Raw genomic sequence first — 19,638 nt, forward strand, 5'->3', positions numbered from 1 at the left:
TTCGACGAGGCCTTGCGATGTCCAACCTGATCACGGTCACCTGCGCGCCTTGCTGCTGGGGTGTCGACGACGTCTCCAATCCCAATCTCCCGCCCTGGACGAAGGTCCTCGACGAGGCGGCGGCGGCAGGATTCGGCGGACTCGAACTCGGTCCGTACGGGTATATGCCGCTCAACGTCTCCGTCATGTCGGAGGCCCTTCGTGAACGGCGACTGGCGATCGTCGCCGGCACCATCTTCGACGATCTCGTATCGCCGTCGAACCAAGGCAATCTCCTCCGGCAGACCGGTGAAATATGCGCGTTGATCACGGCGCTGCCCAGACCCACCACTCACGAGGGACAGCGTTTTCCTGCGCCGTTTCTAACGGTGATGGATTGGGGACACGACGAGCGCGACTACGCCGCCGGCCATTCCGATCGTGCGCCGCGGCTGGCAGACGCGGAATGGTCGGGAATGATAGAAAACATCAATGCGATCGCAAAACTCGCCCGCGACGAGTTCGGGGTGCGAGCGACCATCCACCCCCATGCAGGCGGCTACATCGAGTTCGAAGACGAGCTCGCGCGGCTCGTTCACGATCTCGATCCGGATCTCGCCGGCCTCTGCCTCGACACCGGCCATCTTGCCTATGCCGGCATGGATCCCGTAGCAACGCTCCGGAAATATTGGAAGCGCCTCGACTACATCCACTTCAAGGACATCGATCCGGTGGTTTTCGAAGAGGTAATGGACGAGCGAATCCGCTTCTTCGAAGCCTGCGCCACGGGCGTGATGTGTCCGATAGGCAGGGGAAATATCGACTACGTCGCCGTTCGGCGACTGCTTGCCGAGCTCGGCTACGGCGGCTACATCACCATCGAGCAGGAGCGCGATCCGAAAAACGCCGGCTCCATTCTCGACGACCTGACATCGAGCCGGGCCTTCCTCAAGTCAGTTGGTTTCTGAGGCACAACATGATCAAGACATTTGGCGCTATCACGATGGGCCGCGCCGGCGTCGATCTCTATGGCGCACAATAAGGCTGTCGTCTGGAGGACATGGGATCCTTCGATAAATACACCAGTGAAGCCCGACCAACATTGCCTGCGGCGCCGCAAGGCTTGGTCTTAGGACCAGGCTGATCACGCGGGTAGGCGCCTTTTTGGCGATACTGCTCAAGCATAGCGCACTGGCAGTCTCCCGCTCCGATTGACTCCACCGACCTATATGAGAGGCTAGCTCACTTCAGATGCAACCCGAGGAGCTTGTTGCAAACCATGACCCCGGAACGATTTAGCGAATGTCTGCTCCATATCCGATGGACCCCGATCAATATCGCGTCGGCGCTGCAGTGCGAGCTATCATGGATCGAAGCGCTAGAGGCTGGGAACGAGGAAGTTCCGGCTGAACTTGCTGCGTGGTTGGAGACGCTGGCGAAGGCGCACGAAGCGTTGCCAGCGCCAGCGACCTACCGTGGCAGGAGTTCAAAGCACTGAGCGAGGCTTTAGTGGATCGCAACCAATGCCTCGACCGCAGGCTTCTGGCTACAGCTGCGCATCAACGTACCGCAGATGTGTGTCGGCCCGCCCGGGCCTATCGGACGAGACGAACGAAGCTGACAGTTTGTCCGGTCCTCACGACAATCCGTTCCCCACTCGTTTCCCCACTTCCGAAGCAGGTTGCAGGCGCAACAATAGCGAATCTCCGCGAATCTGCAAAGGAAAATAACTATTTATTTTCAATATGATACGAACGCAAACGGACTTATGCGAACGGCAATTCGCCCGACACCATAGCATCCGTCATACGCTGCCGCGCATCTCCACATGCGGTTCGATCAGCACGTGTTGGGCATGTTCGCGGCCGTCGATCCGGCTGAGCAGCATCTCACCGGCTGTCCTGCCAAGTTGGGCGGCGTTTTGATCGACGCTGGTCAAGCCGACAAGCGGGATGGCGGCAGGGGGAGAATTGTCATACCCAATGATGGCGAGATCTTCGGGAACCCGTACGCCGCTGGTTCTGGCCGCATTGAGCAACGGCACGGCGTCAAGATCCGACCAGACGAAGACTGCGCGGGGTCGATGCTGCGACGTCAGGAAGTTCTTGATCGCGGTGCTCCGATCCGCGGCGACGGGCGGAAGCCGAATGATTTTGCCTTCCAGGCCGCCTTGCTTCATTCCCTCCAGGTAGCCCATCTCGCGCTGAACGGCGACGACAGACGCAGGCGAATCCAGGAGATCATAGCTCAGCATGGCTATGTCCCGATAACCTTGACGCAGCGCAGCCTCGACGGCCAGATGGGCACCCTTCCGATCGTCGGAATTGATGGTGTCGTACGTCTGCGCATGCGGCTCGTGATGCGCGATCACGGCGATCGGGATTTGACGGGCGTAGCGTTCCAAAACCTTGCCTGATATTCGCGGAGCGATAATCAGGACCCCGTCCATCCGGTTGTCGATCATCGATTCAATCATAGAGGCTTCGATCGAGCTGGCCGAGCGACCAATTCCAATGAGCGATTTGTAATTGCTCTCTGACAAAGAGGCGTTCGCACTCTCGATCACGCCAGCAAGGAACGGGTTGGACAGTTCTATCACGAGAACGCCAATCGTATAGGTGCGACCGCGCATTCCTCGTGCCGCTACGGACGGGCGGTAGTTCAACTTCTCGATCGAGGTTTCGACCTTGTTCCTCAAAACTTCGCTGACACCGTAAGCGTTGCGCAGCACCTTGGAGACTGCCGCGATGGAAACCCCGGCATCCTTTGCCACATGGCGGATGGTGATCCTGTCCTGTGGCGCGCTAACAGACGGATGTTTCATCATAAATTTCTCTGTCTCCGGGTTTCCAGAAACTATAGGCACAAAACTCTTGCGCGGCAATCGTTTGTGTAGAATGATATACATAGAACGATATACACGACGCGTTCTGGTCCCCGACGGGGATGCCGGTTGAGGAGGTTTGCATGATGGAGGTTGTATTGGACCACGGCGCTGCCGCGGCCAGCGGCCTTGCTGGTTCTGCGTTCCAGTTTTCAGCATCGATGGTCGCACCGTCTTGCGACGGTGGTCAGGCAACAGCAGGCACGTTCATTTCCCGCGAGTTCTGGCTGGGCGAGGTGCCGGCAGAGGCGATACTGCGCATTTCCGCGCTTGGCCTTTACCGTGCTTTCATCAATGGACGCGGCGTGGGGGACGATCTGCTTACGCCTGGATGGACCTGCTACGACGACCGCATTGCCTACCAGACCTATGACGCCACGGACCTGCTGCGCTCAGGCGACAATCGCATCGAGATCTGGCTGGGCGACGGCTGGTACCGCAGCCAGCTCATGTGGGCCTCCAACCCGATCATCAACTGCTGGGGCGAGCAAACGGCGGCGATTGCAGAGTTAAGCGCCGGCGGGGCACCGTTGTTGAAGACGGATGGGACCTGGAAGAGCGGCTACACACCGGTTACCCGCAACGGCATCTATTTTGGCGAGGACTACGACGCACGCATCGAACCGAAAGACACGCACGGCGTCGAGGTCCTGACCTTCGATAAAGGGTTGCTCGTTCCTCACGAGACGACGGCGGTCAAGGCGCTTGATGGGCGCTCGCCGATCACAAGCTGGGCCGAGGCGGATGGCCGAAAGGTCTATGATTTCGGCCAGAACGCCGGCGCCTGTATTTGCATTCGCGTAAAGGGCGAGGCTGGTGCGCAGGTTCGGATTGAACATTCTGAAGTGCTCGGACCCGACCGGTTTTTCGACAATCGCAATTATCGCAGCGCGCGGGCCGAACTGGTCTACACGCTGAGCGGAGAGGGCGAAGAGGTCTACATGCCGCTCTTTACCTTCATGGGGTTCCGATATGCGCGCGTCACCTTGACGGGGCAGGCCGAATTGGTGGCCATCACCATGGTCCCGATCTCTTCAGTGCCCGTGAGCGCGGGCGGTTTTAACTGCGGCGTTGCCGCGGTCAACAAGCTCGTCGAGAACACGATCTGGTCGCAGCGATCGAATTTCATCGAGGTCCCAACCGACTGCCCGCAGCGCGATGAGCGGCTGGGTTGGACGGGCGATGCCCAGGTTTTTGCCGGCACCGCCTGCTGGCTTGCCAACAGTGAAACCTTCCTTAGAAAATATCTTCGTGATGTGATACGCGATCAGCGTGCTGATGGAGCGGTCTCGCATTTTTCGCCAGACCCGACACGACTTCATCCGATTAACGGACGCGGCGATTGGGCGGGATCGACAGGCTGGGGTGACGCCATCGTCATCATCCCCTGGCAGCTCTATCTGCACTACGGCGATGCCTCGGTTCTCAACGAGTGCTTTCCGGCCATGCTGGGTTGGCTGGATTATCTCTGGGGCATTTCCGACGGCCCGCTCATCCGGCCGCCGGCAGTTTGGGGTGACCGTGGCTTCACCTTCGGCGACTGGCTGCAGCCCGTTGGCGACAATCGCAAGCCGCGTCCAACGGTTGCGGACGATTGTGCAGCGACGCTTTACCATTTTATCTCGACGCAGTTGGCCGCAAAGATCGCCCGCATCCTCGGGAAGGGCGCTGAAGCCACCAGGCTCGATGCCCGAGCAGAGGAAATCCGGGCCGCCTTCAAGCATGAGTTCTTTGCGCCATCGGGTCGCATCGCGCACAACGACCAGACCTCCTGGGCCTTGGCGTTCCTGTACGGTCTTGTTCCGCCGGAGTACGAGACGGCCGGTCGCGACTATTTCCGCCGGGTCTCTGAGGAGACCGATGGCGTGATTGGAACCGGATTCATTGGAACCCCCGCTTTGCTCCCGGCCTTCACGCGTCTCGGAATGCTGGATCTTGCGGAAAAGATGTTCCTGAACCGCAAAGTCCCCGGCTGGCTGTATCAGGTCGAGCATGGGGCGACCTCGATTTGGGAGCGGTGGGATGCACTTTCCGAGGATGGCACGATCTACGATCCCGACATGAACAGCTACAACCATTATGCCTATGGCGCCGTGTGCCAATGGCTCTTCGAGGATGTGGCCGGCATAAAACCGCTGGAAGATAAGCCCGGATTTGAGGAAGTGGCATTCGACCCCGCGATTCTTCCGGCTCTCTCACCCGTTTCGGCGTGGCATGACACGCGCTTCGGACGCATTGAGGCCGGATGGAGCCTGGATGCGCAAACCGTCACCTGCCGCCTTTCACTGCCGCAAGGCGTGACGGCGCGCCTGAAGGGCACAGAGGACCGCAAGTCGCTGACGGCGGATGGCGCACTGGTCGCGCCCGGACAAGAGGTCAGGCTCGGCAAGGGGGAGCATACGATCACCTTTTCCATCTGATACGGTAGCTTGCGGTCCTTGCCCGCAAGCGAGCAGCCCAAATCATTCCGGTCTTCAAGAGGAGGAAACGACTATGAGAATGACGAAGTGCAGCATCCTTGCCGCAACTATCACGTCGCTGGCTGCGGGCGTCGCTCACGCCGATGTGACGCTTAGCATCCTGATCGACACAAACCCGGAAACGATCGCCTCGTTCGACGTCGTTTCCAAGGCCTATACCGAAAAGCACCCTGATGTGAGCTTTGACGTGGAGCAGCGTGCCGGCGGCTCGGAAGGCGACAACATCATCAAGACGCGTCTCGCCACCGGCGAAATGGCCGATATCTTTCAGTATAATGGCGGTTCGCTGTTCCAGGCATTGAAGCCGCAAGAGACGCTGGCAGATCTTTCTGATCTTCCGTCGCAGGCCGGCATCCTCGACAGCTTCAAGAAGGTGGTCACCAGCCCAGATGGCCACGTGCGTGGAACGCCGTTTGGTCCTGCCATGGGTGGCGGCATCTTTTACAATCGCAAGATCTATGCCGAGCTCGGCCTTACCCCGCCCAAGACATGGGCAGAGTTCATGGCCAACAATGAGAAGATCAAGGCAGCCGGAAAGGTGGCCGTCGCGCAGACCTATGGCACCACCTGGACATCGCAGCTCTTCGTCCTCGCCGACTACTATAACGTCCAGGCGGAAGTTCCGAATTTCGCCGCCGACTACACCGCCAACAAGCTCAAATATGCCAATACGCCAGCCGCCACGCGCGGTTTCGAGCACCTTGAAGAGGTTGCAAAAGCCGGTCTGCTTAACCCTGACTTCGGCGCCGCGACGTTTGACGACGGCATGCGAATGGTGGCCACCGGTGAGGCTGCCCACTATCCCAACCTGACTTTCGGCATCGGCAACGTCCAACAGAATTTTCCTGACAATCTCAAAGACTTGGGCTTCTTTGCTCAACCGGGCACTGACGCTGCAAAGAATGGGCTGACGGTGTGGATGCCGTCTGCGCTCTATGTCTCGGCAAAGTCGGAGCATGTCGAGGAAGCCAAGAAGTTTCTCGACTGGATTGGCACCAAGGAGGCGTGCGACCTCATGGCCAAGGCTGTTTCTTCCGGCCCGTATCTGGTCAAGGGCTGCGAACTTCCGAAGGATATTCCGCCCGTCGTTGCCGACATGCTGCCCTATTTCGAAACCGAGGGGCGTGCTGCGCCGGCATTGGAGTTCCTGTCGCCGGTAAAAGGACCGGCACTCGAGCAGATCACGGTTGAAGTGGGAACGGGAATTCGTTCGGCCAAGGACGCAGCAGCACTCTACGACCAGGATGTCGAGAAGCAGGCCAAGCAGCTCGGCTTGCCAAACTGGTAACCTCCCAGCCGATCCCCACCCGGTGCTCGTCCGGGTGGGGGTGTTCAAGGAGACCTCATGGCTACGCGCAAATCGCCTTATCCCTACTGGTTCGTCCTGCCAGCGGCGGTGGTTTTTACCGTTCTCTTTCTGGCGCCGACGATCGCCTCTTTCTGGTTCAGCCTCACGCGCTGGGACCTCTTCACCACGCAGTTCATCGGTCTGGAGAACTACCGGCAATTCTTCCGTGAGCCGTTTCTCATTCAGGGCCTCATTAACACCGTCATCTATGCCGTGTTGACCTCCGGCACGAAAACGGTTCTGGGCTTGCTCCTGGCAGTCTTGTTGACATCGGGTCTTTGGGCGCAGGGGTTGCTGCGGACGGTTATTTTCTTCCCGGTTCTCGTGTCGACCATCGGCGTCGGGATCACGTTTTCGGTTTTGATGCACCCGACCCGGGGTCTCATCAACGTCGCCCTTGCTGCCATCGGTATTCACGGCCCGGGTTGGCTGACAGATCCGGCGCTCGCACTTTATTCCATCGTCTTCGTCGATCTTTGGAAGGGCATCGGGCTTGCCACGGTCATTTTTATCGCAGGGCTTGCGTCAATCAGCCCAGATTACTACGAGGCCGCCAGAATCGATGGCGCGACCCCTCGCCAGATGTTCTTTCGCGTCACCGTTCCGTTGGTGAAGCCCGCAACCGTTACGGTCATTACGCTGTCGCTGATCGGTGGTCTGCGCAGCTTCGATCTGATTTGGGCGATGACGCGTGGTGGGCCAGGCTTTTCCTCGGATGTGCTGGCGAGCGTCATCTACAAGCAATACCAAGCCGGTTTTTATGGACTGTCGACGGCCGGGAACGTCATCCTGTTCGTCCTCATAGGGCTGATCGTCTTGCCTCTTACGGTATGGTTCAACCGCAAGGAGGTGGATCTTTGAAGCGTCGCCAACTTTATACGGGCCTCGCAGCGCTTCTCGCCTGCGGCGTCCTCTTCGTGCTGCCCTTCCTGTTCATCTTCATCACGGCAGCCAAGACAAAGCAGGATGCTGCGTCGCTGATGTTTAGGTTGCCTGTTGAATGGCGCCTTTGGGAAAATTTTCTCGAGGTGCTTCAGGCGCGCAACTACATGTTGTTGCTGGCCTACTTCAACTCAACCGTCATCACGGTGGTCGCTGTCACACTTCTCGTTCTATTTGGCGCGATGGTGGGATACGTCTTGCAACGCCGCCCTTCGCGCTGGAACGCGGTGATCTATGGTTGCGTTCTTGCGGGCCTGATGATCCCGCCCGCAGTTGTTCCCACCATCTGGGTGCTACAGTCGCTTGGTCTTTTCAAGTCGATATCGGGCATGATCCTGATCCAGGTCGCCTATGGTCTCGCATTTACCGTCCTGCTGTTTAGAAGCTTCATCGCGACGATACCGCGCGATCTCGATGAAGCAGCGATTATCGACGGCGCCAAGCCGCTGCAGATCTTTTTCCGGGTCGTCCTTCCGCTGCTAAAACCAGTCACGGTGACCGTCATCGTGGTGCAGTCGATCGCCATTTTCAACGATTTCACCAATCCACTGTACTACCTGCCGGGTCGGGAAAACGTAACGGTGCAGCTCACACTTTACAATTTCCAGGGACAGTTCCAGACACAGTTCAACCTCTTGTTTATGAACATCCTTTTGGTGACCATTCCGCCCCTCATCGTTTTCGTGTTCTTCAACCGGCAGATCGTGGCAGGCATGACTGCAGGCGCAGTGAAAGGATAAGCCATGACAAGCGTAGTGCTTGAAAATGTCCGCAAGAGCTTCGGCAGCCTGGATGTGATGAAGGGTGTCGATCTGACGGTGGATGCAGGAGAGTTCTGCGTATTCGTCGGTCCTTCAGGCTGCGGAAAGTCGACTTTGCTGAGGATCATTTCAGGACTTGAAACATCGAGTTCGGGAAAGGTATTCATCGGTGGCAAGGACGTGACCGACGCCGAACCTTCAAAGCGCGGTATCGCCATGGTCTTTCAATCCTATGCGCTCTACCCGCATCTGACGGTTGGCGAAAACATCGGCTTCGGCCTGTCGCTTGCCAAACGCCCCAAGGCGGAGATCGCCGAGAAGGTCAAGCAGACCGCCGACATTCTTCAGCTTTCCCATCTGCTGGATCGAAAGCCAAAGGCACTGTCTGGCGGACAGCGCCAGCGCGTCGCAATCGGTCGGGCCATCATCCGAAATCCAAAAGTCTTCCTGTTCGATGAGCCGCTGTCCAACCTCGACGCTTCTTTGCGCTCGCAAATGCGCATCGAACTCACCGAACTCCACGCCAAGCTCGGCGCGACGATGATCTACGTCACCCATGACCAGGTCGAGGCGATGACCATGGCCGACAAGATCGTCGTTCTCGACGGTGGGAGGATCGAGCAGATCGGAACGCCGATGACACTCTACAACCATCCGGCCACCCCGTTCGTTGCCGGCTTTATCGGCTCACCCAAAATGAATGTTTTCGAGGGGGAGGTTGCCGCACGGGAAGGATGCCGGACCTATGGCGTGCGCCCTGAGCACATTTCGCTTTCTACGATGGAGGGAAAGTGGCGTGGTGTCGTGCGGCACATCGAAAGGCTCGGTGCAGACACCGTTGTCTATCTTGACGTCCCTGACCTGCCATCGCTGGTCGTTCGCACGGATGGCGATCGCCCGATTTCGATCGGAGAAACGCTGTTTGCGTCACCTTCGAACGGCAAGGAGCACAGGTTTTCCTGACATGGCGACGAGCGGGCTTGAGACGCGGTCATAGTCGCTCGGTGCATCGACACGCCGCGATGATCGCGGATCCGTGCGAGGGGGCAAGCTTGCCCAAGAAAAATTCAAGTCAAAAGTGACGGTCTGACGGGCGGCTCGCCGCTTGCCGTCAGCACCACCGGGCTCATCAACATCACCAGAGTGCCCCAGTTTGCTTGTGACGTGGTTTGCACTTCGATTGAGTGTGACCTGCGCGTTCAAAATTGACGCGAAGAACGTCCACGAGCTACTCGCCGGATGGTCCTTCGAGCGAAGCCCCGCGAAGGGAAAGAGGGCGCGCGACTAATTTAGCATGCGTCGAACACTATCTCTCGGAGAACCCTCAAGTGACCCTCGGAAACTTCCAGATCCGATGTCTCGCAGTCTGTTTCTACGCTCTGCGTTGGAACGTGGACGCCGACGTCCGTCAGGCGCTCGACATGTGTTCGGACGCGTTGTGAAAAACCTTTGTCAGCGGCGGTGGGCGCAATCGCGATGATCGTCATCCCAGTGTCTGGCGAGCGGTCTCCGGTGAGGAAGTCCGCACCGTCCATCGACCAGGAGGAACCAGTAAGGCCGGCGGCCAGAAGTTCGACGATCAGCGCGATGTTGGCGCCCTTGTAGCCGCCGAAGGGGAGAAGCGCACCCTCGATTGCCTCGCGCGCATCAGTCGTCGGCTGGCCGGATCGATCGACTGCCCACCCTTCCGGAATCTCCTGATGCAGATCGGCGGCTCGTTTCACCCTGACAAACGCGGTGGCACTGGATGCCTGATCGATGACAACAGGGGCCTGCCCGGCGCCCGTCGGCACGCCAAACGCGATCGGGTTCGTGCAGTAGACTCTCGTTCCTGACCCCGCGGTCGTCATGAGGGCGGGGCCGTTGGCGACGGCGATTGACACGATCCCATCGAGCGCAAGTCGCCTGACGTAGTAGCCGAGCTCGCCGGCAGTGTAGCTGTTTTTCTGGGAGTACAAGGCCACGCCGAAAGTGCATACCCTCTTGCGGAAGTCGTCGTAGGCCAGGTCGAACGGTAGCTGGGCGATGCCGCCGTCTGCATCGGCGTGAACGAACGCGGGGAGGACCGGCCGTATGCTGGGTCGCGCGTTTCCATTGATGCGGCCAGCCTTTAACGCCTCCAGGTAATCCATCAAGTGAGGAAATCCGAGATCTTTGTGCCCGAAACGGGCCGCCGAAAGAGTGGCGGTGACGAGCGAAGCCGCCATGGCAGGGCTGGCCCCGCATGCAATGCAGGCGCCGGTCGCGAGCTTTGCGGCTTCATCTGCCGAAAGCGTTGTCATGGTGTCCTGCATCATAGCGCGAGAGCCGCCTTCCTGCCTTCGTAGAATGCATACGGAGCCTGCCGTGGCGCCGCGCAATCACCGATCTCGATCATCTGCCGGCCAGTGGGGCGAACCTCTTCAGCGAGCCAGTTCGCGGGAAGGTTGGTGGTCGCCAGGACAAGGCAGTCGCCTTCGACGAACTGGGTCTCTCCTGTATTGTGATCGAGCAACGTGACACCGTTGCCGTGCCATTCCGTCACGCTGACTTCGAGGTGCCAAGTCACGCCGAGCTTCCTCAGCGCCTTTCGAAGAGGAACATCTGCGGTGGTCCGCAGCAACTCCTTCCCAATCAACGGATCCGGCGACAGGATGGTGACGGTGTGACCATCTTCGGCGAGTTTCCATGCCGTGCCGCCGCCGCGCCATCCTCCACCTTCGTCCAAAAGCAAGACCCGCTTTCCCGGTCTTGCCTGTCTCGCCATGACCGCTTCGACTGTGAAGACATTTCCTTTCTCAATACCCGGCAGTGCTTCGACCGCGGGCAGGGCCTTCTGAAATCCGGTCTCAGGCGAATAGGAGCCCGTCGCCATGATCACGACGTCGACGCCCAGATCCTCGATGTCGGCGGCGTCGACATAAGTGTTCAATCGTACATCGACCTGCAGCTTGGTGAGCTGTCGGTCGTACCATTCGATCAGATCAAGGATTTGTGCGCGGCGCGGCTGCATGCCGGCGAGCAGGAAGTTGCCGCCCAGCCGACTGGAGGCCTCCGCCAGGATCACATGGTGACCTCGCTCTGCCGAGGCTCGTGCCGCCTCGAGGCCGGCCGGGCCGGCGCCGACGACCAGAACGCGCTTTGGATCGTTGGAGGGCGTGAAACGGTCGCCGCCCCAGAGATGCTCACGGCCTGCCGATGGATTGATGAGACAGCTTATCCAATAGTCGCGCGAGCGACGTCCCCAGCACATCTGATTGCAGGATATGCAGCCACGAATGTCCTCCGGATGATCGTCTCCAGCCTTTCGCGCAAGATGGGGATCGGCGATCTGGCCGCGAACGATGGAGACGAGGTCGCACGCTCCTTCGCCAAGGACGGTCTCGCCATTCTCCGGCGTCCTGATGTGGCTCTCCGCGATGACCAGGGCGTGCCTGACCGACCTCTTGATCGTGGCGGCCAGGTCGGCGCCCAGCTTTTCCGGATAGACGAAGGTCGGCATGAGCTTATGGAAGTCGAGATACCCTCCCGAGCCGCATGTGACGTAGTCCACCAGACTAAGCTCGTCGTGCAGCGCGACGATCTCGGCTAGGTCATCACGGGATAGGGTGACGCTATGATCGGGTTCGTCGCTGATGGCCAGCCCGATGATGAATTCGGGGCCGCATTCAGCTCTGATCCCTTCCATGATCGCGCGCGAGAACCGCGTACGGTTCTCAATTGAGCCGCCCCATTCGTCCTCTCTCCGGTTCGACCAGGGCGTCCAGAACTGCTCGACGAGACCCAGGTAGGCCGCCCAGACCTCGACGCCATCGAAACCGGCGTCGCGACAGCGCCTCGCCGCATCGACGAATCCCCTTATGGTCTCCCATATCTCGGCCTTGCTCATCGGATGCGATCCGTCGCTGTCATGGTAGCTTGGAAGACCCGACGGTGACCAGTGGGCATGGTAGGAGTTGTCGGAGTCTCCATGAGCTCCGACATGGTAGAGCTGCTGGATGGCGACGGCGCCGTTGTTCTTGATCGCCGCGGTCACGCTCTTGAAGTGCGGAACGACCGCGTCGTCGCCGGGGCGGAAGTTGCCCCGAGTTAGCACCGCGGCCGGGTGGACGGGCATTGGCTCGACGACGATCATCGCGGCACCGCCGATTGCTCGCTCTGCATAGTAGGCGACGTGCTGTTCTGTCGGCATCCCGTCACGGGCCATGTTGGCCGTATGCGCCCCGAACACGATACGGTTTCGCAGCGTGCGTCCTCGAAGTCCGACGGGTGAATTCAGACGTGGAAACAGCTTAGACATCATCTATCCTCGAGATGCGTGCGGTGTAATCAATGTCGGGATCGGCGGTGGACCGTTCTCGCCGACTACCGCCACGTGCCAGACGTCGGTATCGCCGTCGAAGTATAGGGATGGCCGCGCTTGGAGCCCGTTGTGAAGTTCCCTGCGCAGACGATGTTCGGATCGGAGCGGCATCTGCGGCCACTTTCCCTAGAGTTTAGAGCGACGCGACGAGGGGGTCGGAGCTCCCTTCGGCTTCGCCATGGGAATTCACCATTGCGGTGGCGAGCTGGCGCAACGTGACGACGCCGACCGGCTGGCCGGAGGCCGATATGACGGTGACATCGCCTTCCGGGGCCGAGGCAAGCTTGCGAACAGCCTCTTCGACCGTCGATCCCGCCGCCACCGTGGTCCGGCCTGGCGAAGCGCCGGTGGACCAGGGTTGCATGATCGCTTCGACCTGCACAACACGCCCCCTGTTGACCTCCTTGACGAAGCTCGCGACGTATTCGTCGGCTGGTCGCAGGACGATATCCTGGCTCGTTCCTTGCTGGATGACCTTTCCATCCCGGAGGATGGCGATCTGGTCACCCAGTCGAAGGGCCTCGTCGAGATCGTGGGTGATGAAGACGATCGTCTTCTTGATCTCCTTCTGGATATCGAGGAGGACCGTCTGCATGTCCGTTCTGATCAAGGGATCGAGCGCGGAGTAGGCTTCGTCCATCAACAGCACAGGGGCGTCGTTGGACAGTGCGCGGGCCAGGCCGACGCGCTGCTGCATGCCACCAGAGAGCTGGTTCGGATACTTCTGCTCGAACCCCTTGAGGCCGACGCGTTCCAACCATCTCATTGCGACATCGACTGCCTTGGCGCGATCGATCCCTTGCACTTCGAGACCGAAGACGGTGTTGTCGAGGACGTTGCGATGAGGCATCAGCGCGAACTTCTGGAACACCATCGCCGTCTGATGACGGCGGAAGTGTCTGAGCTCGGTCTCGTTCATCGTCACGACGTCGACGCCATCGACCAGAACCTCGCCGGCTGTCGGATCAATCAGACGATTGATGTGACGGATGAGCGTCGATTTTCCCGAGCCGGATAGACCCATAATGACCTGAATGCGGCCCGATGGAATCTCGATGTTGATGTCACGTAAACCCAGCACGTGTCCATGCACCTGGTTGAGCTCTGACTTTGTCATGCCCTGCTTCACCGCATGGATGTGCTTGGAAGCTTCCGGTCCAAAGATCTTGTACAGATTTCGGATTTTGATGCCGCCGAAACGATGATCAGCCATGGACGATCTCCCGGTGTTTCTGGAGCCGCTTGCCATACGCCTGGCTGACCCTGTCGAAGATGATTGCGATGCCCACGATGGCAAGGCCGTTGAAGATGCCGAGTGTGAAGTACTGGTTGGCGATCGCCTTGAGAACCGGCTGGCCGAGACCCTGCACACCGATCATCGACGCTATGACCACCATAGCCAGGGCCATCATGATCGTCTGGTTGATGCCGGCCATGATGGTCGGGAGCGCCAGCGGCAACTGGACCTTGAAAAGCCGTTGGGAGTTGGAGACCCCAAAGGCGTCGGCGGCCTCGAGAACGTCCTTGTCCACGAGTCGGATGCCGAGGTCGGTCAGGCGGATCATCGGCGGGATTGCATAGATGACGACGGCAATCAGTCCCGGCACGCGGCCGATCCCCAGCAACATGACGACCGGAATGAGATAGACGAAGCTCGGCATCGTCTGCATGACGTCGAGAATGGGATTCACGATCCGCTGGAACCGGTCGGAGCGGGCCATCAGGATGCCGATCGGAAGGCCGATCGCGATGGACAGAACAGTGCACACGAAGATCATCGCGACCGTCCGCATCGTGTCTTCCCACATATCGAAATAGCCGATCAGGAGGAGCGTCACCAGACAGCCCAGCATGATCTTGAGACTGCGGCTCGCGAGCCACGCGATCACGAGGATCAGCGCCGTTATGATCGGCCACGGCGTCTGCGTCATGAACCGGTCGACGGCGAGCAGGAAGTGCTGCAGAGGGGAGAAGAGGCCTTCGATCGCATCGCCGTAGGCACGCGTGAACGCCCGAAAGCCGTCGTCGATCGCCTTCTTGAGATCACGCAGGCTGTCGTCATTCATATGCGGGAATTTGTAAAACCATTCCATTCGGTTCCCTTTCTCTGAAAGAGCCGTCACACGTCTTTTCAATTTTCTGAGCTCGAAGAGGCGGCGCGCACGGCACACACCGCCTCAGCACGGAACTAGAGCGAAGCTTCGATCTTCTTCGCCGCGTCCTCGGACACCCACTTGGTCCAGATGTCCTTGTTTTCCTTCAGGAAGTGCTTCGCGCCGTCTTCCCCGCTCGCCTGATTGTCGCTCATCCAGGCCATCAGTTTGTTGACGGTGTCGTTGCTCCAGGCGCGCTTCCCGAGGTAAGCCATGACGTCAGGACCAGCTTTTTCGGAGAAGGGCTTTGCGACGAGTGTCACGATCGTGTCGGTCGGCCAGGCGTTCGGCTTCGGATCTGCGCAATCAGCGACCGTGTTGCAGCGTTTCCACTCGGCAGCGTCGGCCGGAACGCCGGCCCCGAGTTTCACCATCTCATACTTTCCAAGCAAAGCGGTCGGTGCCCAATAGTATCCAACCCAGCCTTCCTTGCGCTCGTAGGCCTTTGCAATCGAGCCGTCGAGGCCGGCGGCCGAGCCCGTATCAACAAGCTTGAAGCCGGCTTTTTCTGCATCGAAGGCTTTGTAAAGCTGTGAGGTGACAACCGTGCCGCCCCAGCCTTGCGGGCCGTTGTAAATTGCGCCCTTGGACGAATCTTCCGCATCAGGGAACAATTCCGGGTGCTTGAGCATATCGGGGATTGTCTTCAGGTCTGGATGTGCGTCCGCAAGATATTTCGGGATCCACCAACCCTGGACCCCGCCATCGGGGAGAGGCGACCCGACCTTGACGATGCGGCCTTCGTCAGTGCCCTTCTTCACGACATCCGGAAGAAGATCGATCCAGGCTTCCGGAGCTATGTCCGGTTCACCCTTCTCGGCCATCGAGGTGATCGTCGGAACGGTATCGCCGACGGTGATCTCAGCCTGGCAGCCATATCCTTCGTTGAGGATGATCTTGTCGAGATTGGAAAGAACCTCGGCGCTCTGCCAGTTCATGCTGGCGATCGTCAGGGAGCCGCAGTCGGCGGCGTTCGCATGAGAGGCCACTGCGAGCAGCCCGAACATCATGCACGTTGATGCCAATAGTTTTTTCATTCTCGTTCCCTTTTTTTCTTGCGGCATTTACTTGGGCGGGCGGGCTGCCGCGAAAACCCGCCCCACGGCCGTTAGGAAGCGTCTCCCATACTCACCGATTTCTGAAATGCAGCCGACAGTCCCCTTGAGACTGCGTCGTTGAAGCCTGATGCGCGCATCTCCTCGATCGCTGCCGCGGTCGTCCCGCGATAGTCGACAAACGTTCGGACAACGTCGCTGGGACACTCTTCCCGTCGTTCCATGAGACGGCCCGCACCCTTAAGAACGGTCACGACGGCCCTATGGGCGACTTCGGCGGAAAGCCCCTGGCCCTTGGCATGCTCGATCATCGCTAAGGCCAGTAGAGCGGGGAAAGCCGGTCCGGAGCCACTGAGGCCCGTCAGGTAGTCTATTTGAGATTCGCTGGCGACTTCGTCCTGGACCCCGCATGCCTCGAAGATGGCCCGCACGATCGTGCGATCGTCTTCGCGAACATTGGGGCTCGCCACCCAGGGCGTGTAGGAAAGTCCGACCTCTGCGGCCGCGTTGGGAAGCGTACGGACCGCTCTTTCAGTCTGGTGGTTGTTACAAAGGGAGGAGAGCCTGATGCCGGCCATCACCGATATGACGAGCTTCCCACATGCATCGACCTTCAAAGAGCGCCAGTCCTGTGGCCGCACTGAGAGAATGATGACGTCGGATCGGTCCGCCAGTTCCTGGTTGTCGGCGGTCCAGAACGCATCCGGAAGGATTCCAGGCTTCTCGCGGCGGTAGGATAGGGCGAGATCAGATGCCTTGACGACGCCTGCGTCGAGGACTGCGCCGGCAATGGCTCCGCCGAGCCAGCCGGCCCCACCAATCACACCAATGCGCAGTGAACCGCTCATTTCGATCCTTCCTAGTCCGGCTTGTATCCGTGTCTCGCGTAGAAGCGATCCAGTTCTCGTCGCGCGGGTATTTCGCCTGTGTAGATGGCGATGTATTCGGGAATCCGTTTCATGCGAACTGCGATGGATTCGTTAGACTGCATCGAGATGTATCCGATCTGAACCAAATATGTTGTACGCGCCCGCACGTCCGCGGAATTTGCGGGAAGGCCGAAGCGTCTGAGCATGGTCGCGATTGCTTCCATTCTCGTCCGGTCGGCGTTGTGAACCTCCGCCTGAATTTCTTCGGACTGAAGGGCCCAGCTTCGGACCGCGAACTCGAACTTGCTGTCGAAAAGCGTCTGGTCCAGCCAGCAGTCGAAGACGTTGAGCATCGCTTCCGCCAAGCTCTCCGCATAAGCTTCCGACTGCTTGACGATGCCGCCCGTGTTCTTGTCCCGCCAACGTGAGACGAGCGCGCTCAACAGTTCCTCCCGGTCCTTGAAGAACCAATAGAAGCTCGTTCTGGAGAGGTTGAGCTTCTTGGCAAGGGGCAGAATCTTCACGGAATCGACGCCGGACTCCAACAAAGAGTCGTAGGCCGCTTCCAGCCACCCGTCTTGTGATCCGCGCCAACCGCTGTCGTTCACACTCTGATCCATGGATGTCTCGTAGCAAATCGCAAAAGCTTGCACAACAAAAATGTACATTTGTGTCAACATAGATGACCTCGGTGTTTTCTTCAGTTGACACATGTGTACATTAATGTTTAGCGTCCCGTTGCATACCTAATCCGGAGCCCGGGCACATGTCGAACGATCCTCTTCTCCAGCCTTATCAGCTCAAGCATCTCAAACTGCGCAATCGCATCATCGTCACCTCGCACGAGCCGGCCTATCCGGAGGATGGCATGCCCAAGGAGCGATATCGCGCATACACGGTCGAAAGGGCGAAAGGCGGCGTGGCGTTGACGATGACTGCAGGATCGGCCGCAGTTTCTCGAGACAGCCCACCAGTCTTCAACAACCTGCTCGCCTACAAGGACGAGATCGTTCCGTGGGTCAGGGAAATGACCGATGCCGTGCACGAGCAGGGCGCCGCCATCATGATCCAGCTCACCCATCTCGGCCGGCGTACCCGCTGGGACAAGGGCGACTGGCTGCCGGTCGTCGCTCCGTCCCACCATCGCGAGGCCTCGCACAGGGCGTTTCCGAAGAAGATCGAAGACTGGGATATCGAACGCATCATAAAAGACTTCGCTGATGCGGCCGAACGCATGAAGGTCGGGGGCATGGACGGCGTCGAACTTGAGGCTTACGGCCATCTGATCGATCAGTTCACGTCTCCGCTCACCAATGAACTCGACGGTCCATACGGCGGATCGATCGAGAACCGCATGCGCTTCTGTCTCGACGTCTTCAAGGCGATACGCGACAGGGTCGGCGACGAATTCATTCTGGGCGTTCGCTATACCGCTGATGAATGTCTTCCCGGCGGCACGGGAAAGGCGGAAGGCATCGAGATCTCGAAGCGCCTGCGTGACAGCGGTCTGATCGACTACCTCAACGTCATCCGCGGCCATATCGATACCGATGCGGGTCTCACAGACGTTATTCCCATCCAGGGCATGGCCAACTCGCCGCATCTCGATTTCGCTGGAGAGATTCGTGCGGCGACGAACTTTCCGACGTTCCACGCGGCGAAGATTCAAGATGTAGCCACCGCCCGTCATGCGATCGCGGCGGGGAAGGTGGACATGGTGGGGATGACGCGAGCCCACATGACGGACCCGCACATCGTCCGTAAGATTATCGAGAAGCGCGAAGACGACATCCGCCCGTGCGTTGGAGCGAACTACTGTCTGGATCGCATCTACCAAGGCGGCATGGCGTTCTGCATTCATAATGCGGCGACTGGCCGCGAGGAGACGATGCCTCACATTGTCCAGAAGGCGGAGGTCCGCAAGAAGGTCGTGATCGTCGGTGCGGGCCCGGCCGGTCTTGAAGCTGCACGCGTGGCGGCCGAGCGCGGCCACGAGGTTGTCGTCTTCGAAGCCGCGAACAATCCGGGCGGACAGATCAGGCTGACCGCGCAAAGCGAGCGTCGCAGGGAGATGATAAGCATCATCGATTGGCGTATGAGCCAGTGCGAAAAGCTCGGCGTCACCTTCCAATTCAACACCTGGGCCGAGGGCGACACGATCACTGCGGAAAACCCCGACGTGGTCATCATCGCGACAGGCGGTCTCCCGCACACGGACGTGCTGTCGATAGGTAACGAACTGGTCGTTTCCTCGTGGGACATCATCTCCGGCGATGTTAAGCCGGGATCGAACGTCCTCGTCTTCGACGACGCCGGCGACCACGCAGGTCTTCAGGCGGCGGAATTCTTGGCCAAGGCGGGCGCCAGGGTCGAGATCATGACGCCCGACCGATCGTTCGCTCCTGAAGTCATGGCGATGAACCTGGTACCCTACATGCGTTCGCTGCAGAAGCTCGACGTGACATTCACTGTCACGTTCCGGCTGGAATCGGCGGAAAAGACCGGCAACCAGATCGTCGCCAAGGTGGGTAGCGACTACGGCGGCGTTGCCAAGCAGCGTGTCGTCGACCAGATCGTGGTCAATCATGGCACGATCCCGCTGGACGAGTTATACTTTGAACTCAAGCCTCTCTCTAAAAATCTTGGCGAGGCGTCGTACGACCAGCTCCTCTCCGGCAAGCCGCAGTCGGTCGTCCGCAATCCGGACGGACAGTTCCAGCTCTTCCGGATCGGCGACGCGGTCGCAGCCCGCAACACCCATGCTGCGATCTACGATGGGCTCAGAATCGCGAAGGATCTTTGATCTGATCGGCCGGTGTCCCTCC

At 59.3% G+C, this 19,638-nt stretch carries 16 protein-coding genes and 2 pseudogenes; 9 read left to right on the forward strand and 9 right to left on the reverse strand.

The window, feature by feature from the left end; all coding sequences use genetic code 11:
* Positions 1 to 17: 17 nt before the first annotated feature.
* The 3 genes and pseudogenes from LPU83_RS69605 to LPU83_RS74950 all read left to right on the forward strand — a co-directional run bounded on the left by LPU83_RS69605 (position 18) and on the right by LPU83_RS74950 (position 1,477).
* On the forward strand, positions 18 to 947 hold the full coding sequence (locus LPU83_RS69605; protein ID WP_024315958.1) for a TIM barrel protein: 930 nt from the start codon (positions 18 to 20) through the stop codon (positions 945 to 947).
* 8 nt (positions 948 to 955) lie between these two features.
* Positions 956 to 1,137: pseudogene (locus LPU83_RS74945) on the forward strand (hypothetical protein); the annotation flags it as partial.
* Positions 1,138 to 1,258: 121 nt separating this feature from the next.
* Positions 1,259 to 1,477, forward strand: a complete 219-nt coding sequence (locus tag LPU83_RS74950; protein WP_024315959.1) for a hypothetical protein — start codon at positions 1,259 to 1,261, stop codon at positions 1,475 to 1,477.
* A 306-nt stretch (positions 1,478 to 1,783) separates the two neighbouring features.
* Here the strand turns inward: LPU83_RS74950 and LPU83_RS69620 are convergent, their stop codons facing one another.
* Complete coding sequence (locus LPU83_RS69620; protein ID WP_024315960.1) at positions 1,784 to 2,803, reverse strand: LacI family DNA-binding transcriptional regulator; 1,020 nt, start codon at positions 2,801 to 2,803, stop codon at positions 1,784 to 1,786.
* Positions 2,804 to 2,949: 146 nt separating this feature from the next.
* Between LPU83_RS69620 and LPU83_RS69625 the strand changes: the two genes are divergently transcribed.
* From LPU83_RS69625 to LPU83_RS69645, 5 genes are all read left to right on the forward strand, one after another.
* Positions 2,950 to 5,283 carry a family 78 glycoside hydrolase catalytic domain gene (locus tag LPU83_RS69625; RefSeq protein WP_024315961.1) on the forward strand — a complete coding sequence of 778 codons (2,334 nt, stop codon included), beginning with the start codon at positions 2,950 to 2,952 and terminating at the stop codon, positions 5,281 to 5,283.
* A 73-nt stretch (positions 5,284 to 5,356) separates the two neighbouring features.
* The gene (locus LPU83_RS69630; protein WP_024315962.1) at positions 5,357 to 6,631 is read left to right on the forward strand and encodes an ABC transporter substrate-binding protein; all 1,275 of its coding nucleotides are present in this window, start codon (positions 5,357 to 5,359) and stop codon (positions 6,629 to 6,631) included.
* A gap of 57 nt (positions 6,632 to 6,688) precedes the next feature.
* A complete protein-coding gene (locus LPU83_RS69635) occupies positions 6,689 to 7,552 on the forward strand; it encodes a carbohydrate ABC transporter permease (RefSeq protein ID WP_024315963.1) in 864 nt (287 codons plus the stop codon).
* The gene (locus tag LPU83_RS69640) at positions 7,549 to 8,373 is read left to right on the forward strand and encodes a carbohydrate ABC transporter permease (protein ID WP_024315964.1); all 825 of its coding nucleotides are present in this window, start codon (positions 7,549 to 7,551) and stop codon (positions 8,371 to 8,373) included. The genes LPU83_RS69635 and LPU83_RS69640 overlap by 4 nt, the downstream gene beginning before the upstream one ends.
* Positions 8,374 to 8,376: 3 nt before the next feature.
* Positions 8,377 to 9,357, forward strand: a complete 981-nt coding sequence (locus tag LPU83_RS69645; RefSeq protein ID WP_024315965.1) for an ABC transporter ATP-binding protein — start codon at positions 8,377 to 8,379, stop codon at positions 9,355 to 9,357.
* A gap of 326 nt (positions 9,358 to 9,683) precedes the next feature.
* On the opposite strand, the gene LPU83_RS69650 is transcribed toward LPU83_RS69645, so the two are convergent.
* From LPU83_RS69650 to LPU83_RS69685, 8 genes and pseudogenes are all read right to left on the reverse strand, one after another.
* Entirely contained in the window at positions 9,684 to 10,676 is a 993-nt protein-coding gene (locus tag LPU83_RS69650) for an Ldh family oxidoreductase (protein ID WP_244656161.1), read from the reverse strand.
* 11 nt (positions 10,677 to 10,687) lie between these two features.
* On the reverse strand, positions 10,688 to 12,673 hold the full coding sequence (locus LPU83_RS69655; protein WP_024315966.1) for an oxidoreductase: 1,986 nt from the start codon (positions 12,671 to 12,673) through the stop codon (positions 10,688 to 10,690).
* Positions 12,674 to 12,709: 36 nt separating this feature from the next.
* Positions 12,710 to 12,847 (reverse strand): annotated as a pseudogene (locus LPU83_RS69660) (DUF3422 domain-containing protein); the annotation flags it as partial.
* A gap of 22 nt (positions 12,848 to 12,869) precedes the next feature.
* Positions 12,870 to 13,949: a quaternary amine ABC transporter ATP-binding protein gene (locus LPU83_RS69665; RefSeq protein ID WP_024315967.1), complete on the reverse strand. Its 1,080-nt coding sequence runs from the start codon at positions 13,947 to 13,949 to the stop codon at positions 12,870 to 12,872.
* Positions 13,942 to 14,829, reverse strand: coding sequence for an ABC transporter permease (locus tag LPU83_RS69670; protein WP_024315968.1), 888 nt, complete (start codon positions 14,827 to 14,829; stop codon positions 13,942 to 13,944). Before LPU83_RS69670 ends, LPU83_RS69665 begins: the two co-directional genes overlap by 8 nt.
* Before the next feature lie 95 nt (positions 14,830 to 14,924).
* Positions 14,925 to 15,926, reverse strand: a complete 1,002-nt coding sequence (locus LPU83_RS69675) for an ABC transporter substrate-binding protein (RefSeq protein WP_024315969.1) — start codon at positions 15,924 to 15,926, stop codon at positions 14,925 to 14,927.
* A gap of 71 nt (positions 15,927 to 15,997) precedes the next feature.
* Entirely contained in the window at positions 15,998 to 16,792 is a 795-nt protein-coding gene (locus LPU83_RS69680) for a pyrroline-5-carboxylate reductase family protein (protein WP_024315970.1), read from the reverse strand.
* Positions 16,793 to 16,803: 11 nt separating this feature from the next.
* Positions 16,804 to 17,433, reverse strand: coding sequence for a TetR/AcrR family transcriptional regulator (locus tag LPU83_RS69685; RefSeq protein WP_024315971.1), 630 nt, complete (start codon positions 17,431 to 17,433; stop codon positions 16,804 to 16,806).
* Between the two features lie 146 nt (positions 17,434 to 17,579).
* Between LPU83_RS69685 and LPU83_RS69690 the strand changes: the two genes are divergently transcribed.
* Positions 17,580 to 19,616, forward strand: a complete 2,037-nt coding sequence (locus LPU83_RS69690; protein ID WP_024315972.1) for an NADH:flavin oxidoreductase — start codon at positions 17,580 to 17,582, stop codon at positions 19,614 to 19,616.
* Positions 19,617 to 19,638 lie beyond the last annotated feature (22 nt).

This window comes from Rhizobium favelukesii, from assembly GCF_000577275.2.
Taxonomy (GTDB): Bacteria; Pseudomonadota; Alphaproteobacteria; order Rhizobiales; family Rhizobiaceae; genus Rhizobium; species Rhizobium favelukesii.